Raw genomic sequence first — 14420 nt, 5'->3', positions numbered from 1 at the left:
AATATTCCAAATACATATCTTTATCTAAAAAAATTACATTTGCTTCTTTTTATTCTTCCATTCTACATAACCAATAAATATTAACGCTAATAAGAGGATAGCAATAGCAATATAAGCAATAGTTTCGGTAATAGCAATGCTCTTAGGGTGAAAATCGAATACTATCTTATGTTTTCCAGCTGGTACTTTAATGGCACGTAGAATATAGTTAGCACGCCCAATTTCCACTTCGCTACCATCAATAGTGGCTTTCCAACCGGGATAATATATCTCTGATAAAACTACAATGCCACCATGTTTTGAATAAGCAGAGTACTCTAAATGATTAGGTGCATATTTATCTAAACGGACTTTACCTTGGTCTGCTGTAATATTATCTTTTGTTGCAGCTGTTTTTAGTATGTTTTTAAACTTAACATCTGCAACTGCTTGGTGTCGAAGATCTATCTTCCCAAGAAGGTCATATTCTTTATTAGCATTATCAGCGAATATTATGTCATTGACAAACCAGCCATTACCCATAGCGTATGGATTATTTATAGGCATGGTCTGCCCTCCTTGTAATGGAAATATAAAAAACTTTGCGTTAAGCATGTTTAGCACGGGGAATAGTCTTTTACCATCTACTTTTTGCATATCTCCTCTATACCTTATCACCTCTTTCATAGTATGTTGCATTTCTGGCATTATGTATCCATCTATAATATCTTGGTAGCGGCGTAGCTTAGCTGCATTATAGCCACCTATACTCTTATGAAAGAAAGAGGTTTCATTTTCGTTAAATGTGTTTGAAGCAAAATTAAGAACACGGTCGTCCTTACCAGAATTGCGTAAAATAGCGTCATCGGTGGCTGTTTTTTGTTGCGGTGCATCACGCTCACTTTTAGGGACAAACATATCATCATTAAGATAACGTTTGTCCACCTGCCACATGTCTATAAAGCATAACACAGTGATAGCATATATCATCATGTTGGCTTTTAGTTTACCCCATCTAAAAGCATATATTAAAGCTAAGCCTATTATTATTATTATTACCGAACGCCAAGCGTCTGCGCTTACTAAAGCTGATCGCATTGTTGCTATATTCGATAAAATAGATTGTAAAGAGTTATTATCCATTCCTTGTATAGAACTTAGCATATTCCTTTCTTGTAAGCTAACAAAAGGCCCCATTAGGTCTGGGAAAATACCAATTATAACAGAAACTCCAAGTGTAAGAGCTATACTAATATAGATAAAACGAGCTTTACTAACTAAGACATCTGGTTTATCGATAATTTCTTTTAGGGTGAAAATAGCAAGTAGAGGGATTGTAAATTCTGCTATAACAAGAATGCTTGACACTGTACGGAATTTAGCATACATCGGGAAATAGTCTATAAACAAATCGGTAAGCCACATATAGTTTTTACCCCATGATAAAAGTATAGAGAGTATTGTTGCTGCTAATAATGCCCATTTAAGAGGTGTGCGTACTATAAATAGACCCATTATAAAAAGTAGCATAACAAACGCACCTACATATACTGGGCCACTTGTGCCGGGTTGTGTCCCAAAATATTGTGGAAAAGAATCGTATAATACTGGGATAGAACTTTGTATAGTAGGGTCGGCTTTAGACATGGCAGTTTTGCTTTGCGATAAAGGTACGGAGGCTCCACCTTTAGCGTTAGGGATAAGAAGAGTCATTGTCTCATCTATGCCATAGCTCCAATGTGTGATATATTCGCGATCTAACCCGGAACTGGCTTGATTATTAGAGGCTTTATTTACAAGCTCGTTTTTACCACGTGTGCTCTCTTTTTGGTATTGCCATGTATGAAAAAGACTTGAAATGTTAATAGCTATCCCAACTCCGGCAGCTATAAGACAAACTATAGACGACTTTACGAAGGTTATAATCTGTTTATCTTTTATGGCTTTATAAAGATACGCCATTACCATAAAGAAGACAATAAACAGGTAATAGTAAGTCATCTGAATATGGTTAGCCTTAATCTCAAATGCTGTAAATATAGCTGCTACAACAAACCCTAAAAGATATTTCCCACGATAGGTTAAAACAATACCTGCTATCATAGGCGGAAGGTAAGCTAAAGCCATTACTTTCCAAAGATGTCCAGCTGCTATTATTATTAAGAAGTAAGAAGAGAATGCCCAAATAATACTACCTAAAGCAGCTAAAGATTGACGTAAACTGAAAGCTCTTAAAAGGATATAAAAGCCTAACATATAAGCAAAAAGAAACCATACGTTATCAGGTAGCCATAAGTGGTAAGCATTCATTACTACAGCAAGCCCATCTGTAGAATTGTAGGAAGGTGATATCTGATAAGTTGGCATACCGCTGAAGATAGAGTTAGTCCAGCGTGTCGTTTCACCTGTAGCTTCTTTATACTTTCCTAATTCTTGCACTGCGCCCATACCAGCTGAAGCATCGTGTCTGTATAATATTTTTCCTTGTGTTACAGGAATAATGAAATAAGCAAATGAAATAACCGCAAAAGCTACTACGATAATAAGATCGGGTAAAAATTTCTTCCAAGTATTCATATTTTTTTATTTAAATATTCTATCCTTTAAGTAGTGTTTTACTACTCTAAAACATTGCAAAGATACAAAAATATAGTATGTTACCATGTGTAACTATCATCTTTTTCGTATCTTTGCATTATGAAAATAGGAATTATTGTTGCTATGGATAAAGAGCTGACACAGCTCAAAGCCATTCTCAGTAGCATTCAAACGGAGCGTTTTAATAATAAAGACTTTATAATAGGAGCTCTTAATGATAAAAAAATCATTTTACAGCAATGTGGAATAGGAAAGGTTAATTCTGCTGTAGGTACAGTAGAAATGATAAATAATTATCACCCAGATTTGATTATCTCAAGTGGTTGTGCTGGTGGGGTTGATGTATCTTTAGAGGTTGCACAAGTGGTAGTGGCAAAAGAGTGTGTTTACCATGATGCTTATTGTGGTGATGAGCAGCTCTTTGGGCAGATAATGGGAATGCCTGCCCGTTTTAAAACGAGTCAGGAATATATAGACAAGGCTTTAGCATTAAATGATATTAAGGGTAAAATCCCTACTATAAAAGCAGGACTTACGGTGAGTGGCGAATGGTTCGTTAATACGAAAGATAAAATGCAAAGCATAATTAATCATTTTCCTGACGCAAAAGCTGTAGACATGGAAAGCTGTTCTATTGCTCAGGTGTGTTATATATATGGTGTACCCTTTGTTTCGTTTCGTGTTATAAGCGATATTCCTTTGAAAGATACGAACGCTTTTCAGTATTTCAACTTTTGGGAAAAGATAGCAGAAGGTAGCTTTGAGGTAACAAAACATTTCTTGAACATTCTTTAAAGTAAAAATAAGAAAATGGATAAAATATCTTCTTTTACTATAAATCATCTTGCTCTAAAGCGTGGCATTTACGTTAGCAGGAAGGATTATATAGGTAGTGAGGTTATCACTACTTTTGATATTCGTATGAAAGAGCCTAATCGCGAGCCTACATTGCATGTAGAGTCTATACACACGATAGAACATCTTGCAGCTACTTTTTTGCGTAATGATGAAAAGTGGAAGGATAGGGTAATATATTGGGGGCCTATGGGTTGTTTGACTGGCAACTATCTTATCCTTAAAGGCGACCTTGATTCGGTTGACATTGTCGACCTAATGCGTCGTACATTTACCTTTATTGCCAATTTTGAGGGAGAAATACCCGGTGCAACACCACGCGACTGTGGCAACTATTTAATGAACAATCTGCCCATAGCAAGGTGGGAGGCTAAGAAGTTTTTAACAGAAGTGTTAGATAATATAAGCCAGGAAAATCTTATCTATCCACAATAAAAATGGTATAATGTGCAAGAAAAACCATATAATAAAGGTGTAATATATATAAAAAGCAAATCTAACTTCTTGCATATTAGCAGAATAATACTTATCTTTGCATCACAAATTGTAAATATGAAGAAAAGCATTATTTTATCATTTTGTGTGGCACTTATTTTTTGCAGCTGTGCCCACGAATATAATGTAGTATATAAGAGTGCAGACCCAGAATATAAGTACGAGTTTGCTAAAGAGTTATTTGTTAAAGGTAAGTTTGCAAGTGTTATTCCTCTTTTGCAAGATTTGGTAGTTACGCTAAAAGGTACAGAGAATGGTCAGGAGAGCTTATATATGTTAGCAAAGGCAGAATATGGCATGAAGGACTATGATGCAGCTTCAGAAATATTTAAAAAATATTATCAGAGCTATCCTAAGGGGATATATGCAGAGATGGCACAGTTTAACATTGGGCAATGTTTGTATGAAAATGCTCCAGAGCCGAGGTTAGATCAGACACCTACCATTGCAGCAATACAGGCTTTTCAGGACTATTTAGATCTTTTCCCAGATGGTAAGATGAAAGAAAAGGCGCAAGAGCGAATGTTTGAGCTTCAAGACAAATTAGTAAAAAAAGAATATTTGAATGCAAAGCTTTATTATAATCTTGGTTCTTACTTTGGTAACTGTACAAGTGGAGGTAATAATTATGAGGCTTGTGTTATAACGGCTCAAAACGCTATAAATGATTATCCTTATAGTAATCTGCGTGAGGAGTTTGCCATATTAATAATGAAGAGCAAGTTTGAGCTGGCGCATATGAGTGTAGATGCTAAAAAGCTACAACGTTTTCAAGATGCAGAAGATGAGTGTTATGGATTTATCAATCAGTTTCCCGACTCTAAGGAGCGTCATACTGCGGAGGAATATATAAAAAAATGTAAGCAGGTTACAAAAGATTAAAGCGATTATAAAATATTATATTTACAAGAATGGATTACAGGAAGTCAAAAGCACCGTCAAACACGGTAACAAGAGATGTACAAGAGCTTTGGAAAGATACCGACAATATCTACGAAAGTGTCGCTATTATTGCAAAGCGTGCTAATCAGATATCAGTAGAGATAAAGCAAGATTTAAACAAGAAATTAGCTGAATTTGCTTCATATAATGATTCTTTAGAAGAAGTTTTTGAGAATCGTGAGCAGATAGAGATTAGCCGTTATTATGAGAAGCTTCCAAAGCCTACTTTGCTTGCAACGGAAGAGTTTCTTAATAATAGCATTTATTGGCGCGATCCTTCTAAAGATGTAAAAGGAGAATACGAAGATTAAATCATGATTCAGCGAAAGCAAACTATTTTCTTATTATTAGCTATCATTGCTATACTTGCATGTATGGCTATGCCTATTGCGCACATAGAGGCTAAGGCGATGGCAGCTAACCAAGAGGTCTATAACCTATGGATACAACATTCTAACGGTGATAAAGAGTATAGCGTATGGGCTTTATTTGGGCTTTTAGTAATAAGCTGCCCTATAAATCTTTTTGCAATATTCGATTTTCGTAACCGCAAGCGTCAGAGTCGTTTGTGTGTTTTCTCTATGTTGTTGATGTTGGGTTGGTATATTGTTTATGGGGTATTTAGCCAGATGTTAACAGCTTTAGGCAGCTTTAATGTAAAGTTTGCAGCTTGTCTGCCTTTAATATCTCTTATATTGCTATTTATGGCTCGTAAAGCTATATTAGCCGATGAGGCATTAGTAAGAGCTGCTGACAGAATAAGATAATAAAAAGTATATTCACCTTATAATATATTAGATATGAGAGAGTGAGCAAAGATTATTATTTTGCTTGCCCTCTTATTATTTTTTTATAATCTAAAGGTGTTTATAAGTACTTTGTTTAGAGCGTGAAGAAAGGAAGAGATGATGTTGCTTTTACCTTGTTCTGCTTTTAATAAAAAAACTTTTGTGTAAATATAAAACTTATAAAATAAAAACAAAACATGGCTACAGTAGACGACAAGAAGATTATCTTCTCAATGGTGGGAGTATCTAAGATTATACCACAAAACCAAAAACAAATACTAAAGAATATATATCTTTCTTTTTTCTATGGTGCTAAGATAGGTATTATAGGCTTAAATGGGGCAGGAAAATCTACCCTTATGAAGATTATTGCAGGCATAGAACAGCCCACACTTGGAGATGTAGTGTGGAGTCAGGGTTATAGCGTAGGTTATTTAGAGCAAGATCCACCTCTTGATGAGGGAAAGACTGTTAAGGAAAATGTCATGGAAGGTGTACAGCATATATATGATGCTTTAAAGGAATATGATGAAATAAATGAGAAGTTTGCCTTAGAGGAATATTATAGCGATCCTGAAAAGATGGACAAACTGATGCAGCGGCAGGCAGAGGTGCAAGACGTTATAGATGCTACAGATGCTTGGAATATAGATTCTAAACTTGAGCGTGCTATGGACGCTTTACGTTGTCCTATGGGAGATAAGCCGGTTAGTAACCTTTCAGGGGGTGAACGTCGTCGTGTAGCATTATGCCGCTTGCTTCTTCAAAAGCCAGATGTATTGTTACTTGATGAGCCTACTAACCATTTAGATGCTGAAAGTATAGACTGGTTAGAACAACATCTTCAGCAGTATGAGGGAACTGTTATTGCTGTTACTCACGATCGTTATTTCCTTGATGATGTGAGCCAGTGGATATTGGAGCTCGACCGTGGCGAGGGCATTCCTTGGAAGGGTAACTATTCGTCATGGCTTAAGCAGAAAACTCAACGTATGGCTCAAGAAGAAAAGAGTGCTTCTAAGCGTCGTAAGACGTTAGAGCGTGAGTTAGAATGGGTGCGTATGGCTCCAAAAGCCCGACAAGCAAAAGGTAAGGCTCGTCTTAAATCGTACGATCAGATGCTTAATGAGGAACAGAAAGAGCGAGAAGAGAAATTAGAAATATATATACCTAATGGTCCTCGTTTGGGTAATAAGGTTATTGAGGCTCAACATGTACAAAAAGCCTTCGATGATAAGGTGCTCTTTAAGGATCTTAATTTTAGTTTGCCTCCTAACGGTATAGTAGGGGTTATAGGGCCTAATGGGGCAGGGAAGACAACCCTTTTCCGTCTTATCATGGGTTTAGAGCAGGCAGATAGTGGAACCTTTGAAGTGGGCGAAACGGTTAAAATATCTTATGTAGATCAGCAACATAAGGATATTGATCCTAATAAGAGTGTTTATGATGTAGTAGCACAAGGTAACGAAACCTTCCGTATGGGAGGCAGGGATATTAATTCGCGTGCTTATCTCTCACGTTTTAATTTTTCAGGCACTGACCAAAGTAAGCTTTGTGGGGTACTTTCTGGAGGAGAGCGTAATCGTTTACAGCTTGCCCTTGCTTTAAAACAAGAAGGAAACGTTTTGCTTTTAGATGAGCCTACTAACGATATTGATGTAAACACATTACGTGCGTTAGAAGAAGGATTAGAAAACTTTGCAGGTTGTGCGGTTGTCATTAGTCACGACCGTTGGTTTTTAGATCGTATCTGTACGCATATTTTGTCTTTTGAGGGTAACGGCGAAGTGGTGTTCTTTGAAGGTGATTACTCTGAATATGAGATAAATAAAGCTCGACGTTTAGGTAATGAGGAGATAAAAAAAGGGCGTTATCGCAAGCTTATGGAAGATTAAAAAGGCAAGTATATAAAAAAAGATAATATTGTTTCGCTTTAGTATAATTAGTATAAAAACTTTATTTGCATATATGAAATACTATGGGATATGGGCATGATAAGTAAATAACAATGGCTCATATCCCAATTATTTTTTATACCTTTGCAGGCAAATTCCACAATTATTTTTAGTTTTAATGGATAATACTACATCTGCTATTCAGGTTAGCACATTGCGCAAGAAGATAGATCTTTTATTGCGAACAGGACAACTATTAATGGAGAGTGCAGCCGACACAAGTCGGGTTAAGCGTAATATGGAACGTGCTGCGGCTTTCTTAGGATTACCAAAAGAGAACACTCATATTTACGTCAATTATGATATGCTTCAGGTAAATATAAGTGATGAGGGGCATAGCTTTTCTAAAATGCAGCGATGTAATAAGCATGTTATAAATATGCTTATTATCCAAGACATTTCAAAGCTTACATGGAAAGCTATTCAGTACGATTATAGTATAGATCAGTATGCCGATGAGCTGGAAAAGATAGCCCATGGCAGGCATTATTATTCCGAATGGGTGATAGCTATCTGTGCAGGTTTTGCCTGTGGTGGCTTTAGCATTCAGTTTGGTGCCGACTGGACGGGCTTCTTTTATGCTTCTATAGCTGCTATTTTAGGTAATCGTTTTCGTATGTATCTTAATAGTATAGGGTCTAATGTGTATGCTAACTTTGCTGTAGGAGCTTTTGTCTCAACCATTGTTGCATGGTTGTCGTCTTACCTCTCTATGCCTATAGTGCAAGATGCTTTACCCTCTGGTGTGGCACATATACTGTTATCTTCAACGCCTTTTAGGCCGCTCTTAGCTTGTAGCTTATGGATAGTGCCGGGTGTGCCACTTATTAATGCTGTTAATGATATGCTCGACAACTATTTAGAAAACGGCTTGATACGTGCTGCAAACACTGCGCTTATGATAACAGCTTTAGCCTTTGGTATTGTGCTTGCTATTAAGTGTGGTAGTATAGACAATTTTGTAAAAGATCTCTCTTTAGTGCCTCATCATAACTTTTACGAATATGCTGCTGCTGCTGCTATCTCAGCAATGGGGTTTGCTACTATATATAATATTCCTTATCGCTTAATGCCATGGATAGCCATAGGTGGTATTATCTGCGTATGTTCACGAAATTTTATCAACTTAGGTCCAAGCACTAATAATATAGGTTTAGGTATGGGGCTTGTTTTTGGGTCGCTGTGTGGCTCGGCTCTAATATCTATTATAAATATTAAGGCTGTTCATTGGTTTCATACCCCTCATCAGTGTATTACCATTCCTGCTGTGATACCTATTATCCCGGGTGTGTTAATGTATCGTGCTCTTTATGGCTTTTTTGAGATGCAGGGTGTGGTAGGCGAAGTTACAATAGCTATGCATAATGCTATTAACGGCACTTTGGTGCTTATATGTATAGCTCTTGGAGTGGCTATACCTAATATCTTTGCACGTAAATGGATAGCTCCTAAGCGTAAGGAAAAGCTACAACGCCTCATTAAAGAGAGAAAGGAACGAGGCAAGTTTGTAGATTTACAAGAAATTTAGTTATACTCTCTCTTCATAGCCATTGCCTTATATATAAAAAGGTAATGGCTTTTTTTAAGGAAAAGTTATCAATAAATGTGCTTTTTTTTGAAACAGATAAAAAAAATATTTATATTTGTTTTATATTTGGAAAATCCTTGTAAACGCTTATGAAAAAAGGACTAAAGGTTATGATAGCCATTGTGCTGACGCCTGTTATTACTTTCTTGTTATTACTATTACTACTTTATATACCGCCAGTGCAGAATTGGGCTGTAAAAAAAGTGGCTGCTCACGTTTCTGAAACTACTAATATGACCGTTAGCTTAAAACACGTAAGGCTTAGCTTCCCGTTAGATTTGCAGCTGGATAGCCTTCTCTTGACTCAGCCTAACCTATCTATAAAAAACAAGATAGATACCATTGCTGATATGCAACAACTTATAGCAAAGGTACAGCTTATGCCGCTCATAGATGGTAAGGTAGAGGTAGATGAGCTTACCTTTAAAAAGCTAAAAGCTAATACTGCTAATTTCATAGGCGACCTTCGCATTCGTGGAGATATAGACAGGTTACACTTAATAAGTCATAATATAGATATTAAGGACGAGGCGTTAAAGCTCAATAGGGCAGACATACGAGGCGGCTGGTTAGATATAGCCTTGGGCGATACTATACCTAAGGATACTACTAAAAAAAAGACGCTTTGGAAAATTAAGATAGATAAAATAAATATAGACAAAACCCGTTTTGCGCTGCACCTTCCCGGAGACTCTTTGCAGCTAAAGGCACAGTTCGATAAAGTTGAGGCTCTACAAACACAGCTCCTTTTACATGACGACATATATAAAATAGGTCAGTTCGACTGGAATGGTGGAGCTTTTTCGTATGTTTTGCCTTATAAAAAGGCAAAACAAAAAGGGTTTGATGCTAACCACTTACATATAAAAGACATAAACATAGGGCTAAGCTCTTTTATATTTTCTAAGGAATGTCTAAAGTTTGCAGTGCGTGCTGCCAATATGAGGGAAGGCAGTGGGCTTAATATAAACGAGCTTTCTGGTGCTTTTGCTTATAATAATAAGGCTATAAATCTGTCAGACTTCCATATTAAGCTGCCTACTTCTATGCTAAACGGACGCTTGGCAATGGATCTAAATGCTTTCGATGCTATTAATCCGGGCAGGCTTACTACAGCTTTAGAAGGGTATGTTACTAAGGCTGATCTTAAGCCTTTCCTCTATGCTATGCCTCGAAGCGTATATAAAAGTCTGCCTGCTGCTCCTTTAAAAATGAGTGGCACTGTGGTGGGCAACTTACAACACATCTCTTTTCGTAAGTTGCGAATAGCCATGTTAGGACACTTTGATTTTTCAGGCTCGGGCAATATAGCCAACATCGTTGGTAAACAGCCCTTTTATAGCAATTTTAGTATTAAGGGTAATGCCGAGAACCTCTACTTTATAAGAGATATAATGCCTAAAAGTATAGCAAAAACTCTTCTTCTACCGCGTAATATTGGTGTTAATGGGCATCTTACTCTTGGCAAAAATTACTATGCCGGTAATATGTTTCTCTCGCAGGGAGGCGGAACGGTAAAGGCTCTTTTTGCTTATAACATACATGCTAACAGCTATAAAGCAAACATAAAAGCACGCCAATTTCCCTTACACCATTTTCTGCCTACAATGGGGCTTAGCCGTTTCTCCGGTGCTCTGATGGCTTATGGCAGGGGAACGGACGTGATGAGCCGAAGCTCATATAGCACAGTTGCTATGAACATAGCACAGCTAAGATATGATAAATATACCTTAGATGGTTTTCGTGGTAAGATAAGTAAGCACGGCAATAAGCTCTTTGCAGCTATTAACAGTACTAACAAGATGATAGGAGGGCGGTTTACTTACAAAGGTAATGTGTCCTCAAAGCTCATAGACGGGCGTATAAAAGGACATCTTACACGCATAGACCTACACTCGTTAGGAGCTATGAAAGAGCGTTATGTCTTATCGGGGTGGACAGATGCTCATGTAAGTTCTAACATGAAGGATAAGCATTTCTTTAAAGGCACGCTTCACACTCTTAAGATTACTGACGAAAGCAAACGAGGCAAACAATTACTCTTAACGGACAATCTTCTTGCTATGGTTGATGTAGCTGGAAAGCGTATGCAAGCAAAGCTGCAAGGCTACATCGTAGATGCTAACCTAAAAGCCCTTAACATAACCAAGAAGGCTTACCATATAGGCACAAGGGCTAATATTCTTTATACCCAAAGTGGTGCTAATAGCCATAACATAACGGGCAAGGTGAGCGATTTTGCTCTTACAGAACATCGTGATAACACTGTTATACCGCTGCTAAAGGGCTCTTTTGACATGAGCCTATCTATGAAAGGCAAGCATATAGGGGGCAGCTTGGAAGGTAATCTTTCTCATGCAGACCTCTATGAGGTGGGTGTTGTAGATAAGCCTTTACGTGCAAGCGGAGAGCTAAACATATCCTTTGCATCGAATGGGGGTGATGAGCTTAAAGCTAAGGGCTTATTGGGCAAAGTTGTTATAGACGAAAAAAACAAGCAATATACCACAGACGATGTGCTAATAGATGTAGCAAGCAAGCAAAACAGCTTTACGGCAAAGGTAGATGGCGGCGATTTCCATTTATATACTACTATGGATAAGGGCTTGTTACAACTGGGTAAGAACGCTGATGCCCTCTCTCAGGCTATTATTAAGCAGATAAAGGATAAGCATATAGACCAGCAGGCACTGCTTAACCTCTTGCCGCGTGGCATCTTACAGCTCAAGTCTGGAAGCTCAAACCTCTTTAGAGAGCTTCTGTCAAGCAAAGGTTATAGCTTCGCACATACTGATGTTAGCTTAATGTCTTCTCCCAGTAGAGGGTTAGATGGCGTTATAAAAATAGACTCTTTAGTATGCGATAGTATGCAAATGGATAAGGTTAATATAGAGCTAAAGAGCACCGATGGCAAGATAGGGTATAACGCATGGGTTGCCAATAGCTCTAAAAACAGCTATCCTTACACAGCTTTCTTTGATGGAGCGTTATATGAAGGTGGTATAAAAACCCACTCTGCCATTCTTGACGAAAAAGGACGTGTAGGTATAGATATAGGTTTGCAGCTTGCTATGGCAGAGAATGGTTTGCGTTTTAACATCATATCAAAACAAGCTATAGTGGGATATAAAACCTTTAATGTAAACCCTTTAAACTATATCTATATAGGACGAGATAAGCGCGTATCTGCTAACCTCGATTTTGTGGCTAAAGACGGCACTGGTCTTAAGGTACGCACCGACGACGATGATGAAGCTTCGCTGCAAAACCTCACACTCTCTGTGCATAAGTTTGAGTTAGGCTATCTCTTTAGGTTAATACCTTTCATGCCAAACCTTTCAGGAGAGTTAGACGGCGATTACCACATTATACAAACACCTACACAGGTAAGCGTGTCGAGCGATATGGGCATAAAACACTTTGTTTATGAAAACAGTCCTATAGGCAACGTAGGCTTACAAATGGTATATATGCCAAAAGGGGATAAAAGCCATTACATAGACGCTATAATAAGTAAGGACGATGTAGAAGTGGGTACGCTTAATGGTACTTACGACAGCGCAGGCGAGGGCTGCCTTAACGCTGTTTTAAGCATGAACAAGTTCCCTTTAAGCTATGTTAATGGTTTTGTACCTGAAAAGATAGTAGGCTTATATGGTGAAGGCGAAGGCTCTCTTACCGTGCAAGGCAAGCTAAGCAGTCTTGACATAACAGGTAAGGTATATGCTCATGGGGCTTATCTAAGGAGCGATCCCTATGGCGTAAAGATGCGCTTTGGTGAGAAACCTTTGGTAATAGAGGATAGCAAAATAGCTCTTACCGACTTTAAGCTGTATGACAACAATAACAATCCCTTAACGCTTAACGGCACATTAGACATCTCAAACACTAACAATATGATGCTTAATGTGGCTCTTCGTGCTCAAAACTTCCAGCTTATCAATGCTAAAGAGAACCCACGCTCAGAAGCCTATGGTAAAGCTATAGTAGATTTTATGGGAAGTGTGAGGGGAGAGGTAAGCAATCTTCACCTGTCTGGCATACTTAACGTGCTTGGCAGCACCGATATGAACTATATTGTTAAAGATCAAAGCCTAATGAGCGATACAAAGCTGCAAGACTTGGTGAAGTTCGCTAACTTTAAAGATACTACCACTAAGGTGATACCACGCGGCGATCTCAAAGGATTCTCTATGGACTTACACATGAACATAGACGAGCAAGCACGTATAAAAACTATCCTTAACCCCGAACATACTAACTACATAGACATGATAGGAGGGGGAAACCTAAACCTTAGCTACGACCCCGTTAATGGTGTGCAGCTACGTGGACGATATACGCTAAACAGTGGTAAGATGAAATATACTATGGACGTAATACCTCTGCGCACCTTTTACATAAGGCAAGGAAGCTATGTAAACTTTACAGGCGACCCTATGCTGCCTACGCTAAACATAGAGGCTACCGAAAACGTACGTGCTAATGTGTCTACGGGGACAGGAAGCGGCAGGTTAGTAGACTTTCTTTGTGGGGTGAAACTTACCAAGCAGTTCCCCAAACCAAGCATAGAGTTTATCATAGAAGCACCAGAGGACCAGGAGATGACTAACTCGCTGAAGACAAAATCGGTGGAGGAACGCTCTAAGCTGGCTGTAACGATGTTAGCATCAGGATTATATTTCGATGGAGATAATATCTCTAATGCTAACAATGCCATGAGTGGAGCTTTGGCAAGTTTCCTGCAAACGCAAGTAAACTCTATCACCGGGCGAGCTTTAAACTCTATGGGGTTAGACCTTTCGGCTAACTTAGAAACGGCTGCCGATGTAAACGGGGCTTTACATACCGATTATACTTTTAAGTTTTCTAAACGGCTATGGAACAACAGACTTAAAATAATATTAGGCGGACGTGTGTCTACAGGCTCTGCCTTAGCACGCGAAAACGGAGCTTACTTTGACAATTTCTCCATAGAATATCGCCTTAACAGGAACGAAACAAAATATCTTAAGCTCTATTACGAACGTGAAGCATACGACTGGCTGGAAGGTAATCTGAGCGAATATGGTATAGGTTTTCTTTGGAGACGTAAGATCAGCAGGTTTTGGGACATATTAAGACTAAGGAAAGATACCGGCTCCTTGCCAAAGCCTGTTATAGCAGATACCATACCTGATATTATAAAATATCCTCCTTTAAAATTTTAAAACTACTCTT

General features: G+C 38.2%; 9 protein-coding genes. 8 read left to right on the top strand and 1 reads right to left on the bottom strand.

What is annotated here, in order from left to right; genetic code table 11:
- Positions 1-33 precede the first annotated feature (33 nt).
- A complete protein-coding gene (locus HMPREF9018_RS05825; protein WP_008449387.1) occupies positions 34-2556 on the bottom strand; it encodes a YfhO family protein in 2523 nt (840 codons plus the stop codon).
- Positions 2557-2676: 120 nt separating this feature from the next.
- Here HMPREF9018_RS05825 and HMPREF9018_RS05820 point away from each other — a divergent pair, with 120 nt between their 5' ends.
- The 8 genes from HMPREF9018_RS05820 to HMPREF9018_RS05785 all read left to right on the top strand — a co-directional run bounded on the left by HMPREF9018_RS05820 (position 2677) and on the right by HMPREF9018_RS05785 (position 14410).
- Positions 2677-3372: a 5'-methylthioadenosine/adenosylhomocysteine nucleosidase gene (locus HMPREF9018_RS05820; protein WP_008449353.1), complete on the top strand. Its 696-nt coding sequence runs from the start codon at positions 2677-2679 to the stop codon at positions 3370-3372.
- Positions 3373-3387: 15 nt separating this feature from the next.
- Positions 3388-3867, top strand: a complete 480-nt coding sequence (locus tag HMPREF9018_RS05815) for an S-ribosylhomocysteine lyase (RefSeq protein ID WP_008449338.1) — start codon at positions 3388-3390, stop codon at positions 3865-3867.
- 117 nt (positions 3868-3984) lie between these two features.
- Positions 3985-4809: an outer membrane protein assembly factor BamD gene (locus HMPREF9018_RS05810; RefSeq protein ID WP_024992626.1), complete on the top strand. Its 825-nt coding sequence runs from the start codon at positions 3985-3987 to the stop codon at positions 4807-4809.
- A 29-nt stretch (positions 4810-4838) separates the two neighbouring features.
- Positions 4839-5180, top strand: coding sequence for a DNA-directed RNA polymerase subunit omega (locus tag HMPREF9018_RS05805; RefSeq protein WP_008449253.1), 342 nt, complete (start codon positions 4839-4841; stop codon positions 5178-5180).
- A gap of 3 nt (positions 5181-5183) precedes the next feature.
- Positions 5184-5636, top strand: coding sequence for a DUF4293 domain-containing protein (locus HMPREF9018_RS05800; RefSeq protein ID WP_008449279.1), 453 nt, complete (start codon positions 5184-5186; stop codon positions 5634-5636).
- A gap of 218 nt (positions 5637-5854) precedes the next feature.
- Complete coding sequence (gene ettA, locus HMPREF9018_RS05795) at positions 5855-7552, top strand: energy-dependent translational throttle protein EttA (protein WP_008449267.1); 1698 nt, start codon at positions 5855-5857, stop codon at positions 7550-7552.
- Between the two features lie 178 nt (positions 7553-7730).
- Positions 7731-9140: a threonine/serine exporter family protein gene (locus HMPREF9018_RS05790; protein WP_008449289.1), complete on the top strand. Its 1410-nt coding sequence runs from the start codon at positions 7731-7733 to the stop codon at positions 9138-9140.
- Positions 9141-9289: 149 nt separating this feature from the next.
- Positions 9290-14410, top strand: a complete 5121-nt coding sequence (locus HMPREF9018_RS05785) for a translocation/assembly module TamB domain-containing protein (RefSeq protein WP_008449312.1) — start codon at positions 9290-9292, stop codon at positions 14408-14410.
- Positions 14411-14420 lie beyond the last annotated feature (10 nt).

This window comes from Prevotella amnii CRIS 21A-A (assembly GCF_000177355.1).
Lineage (GTDB): Bacteria > Bacteroidota > Bacteroidia > Bacteroidales > Bacteroidaceae > Prevotella > Prevotella amnii.
The sequence above is the reverse complement of the archived record's forward strand: the minus strand, read 5'-3'. Positions and strand labels throughout refer to the sequence as shown.

Bases quoted from the DNA above. Each gene is read 5' to 3' on its own strand.
- HMPREF9018_RS05825 (WP_008449387.1), bottom strand. From the start codon at position 2,556: ATGAATACTTGGAAGAAATTTTTACCCGATCTTATTATCGTAGTAGCT.
- HMPREF9018_RS05820 (WP_008449353.1), top strand. From the start codon at position 2,677: ATGAAAATAGGAATTATTGTTGCTATGGATAAAGAGCTGACACAGCTC.
- HMPREF9018_RS05815 (WP_008449338.1), top strand. From the start codon at position 3,388: ATGGATAAAATATCTTCTTTTACTATAAATCATCTTGCTCTAAAGCGT.
- HMPREF9018_RS05810 (WP_024992626.1), top strand. From the start codon at position 3,985: ATGAAGAAAAGCATTATTTTATCATTTTGTGTGGCACTTATTTTTTGC.
- HMPREF9018_RS05805 (WP_008449253.1), top strand. From the start codon at position 4,839: ATGGATTACAGGAAGTCAAAAGCACCGTCAAACACGGTAACAAGAGAT.
- HMPREF9018_RS05800 (WP_008449279.1), top strand. From the start codon at position 5,184: ATGATTCAGCGAAAGCAAACTATTTTCTTATTATTAGCTATCATTGCT.
- ettA (WP_008449267.1), top strand. From the start codon at position 5,855: ATGGCTACAGTAGACGACAAGAAGATTATCTTCTCAATGGTGGGAGTA.
- HMPREF9018_RS05790 (WP_008449289.1), top strand. From the start codon at position 7,731: ATGGATAATACTACATCTGCTATTCAGGTTAGCACATTGCGCAAGAAG.
- HMPREF9018_RS05785 (WP_008449312.1), top strand. From the start codon at position 9,290: ATGAAAAAAGGACTAAAGGTTATGATAGCCATTGTGCTGACGCCTGTT.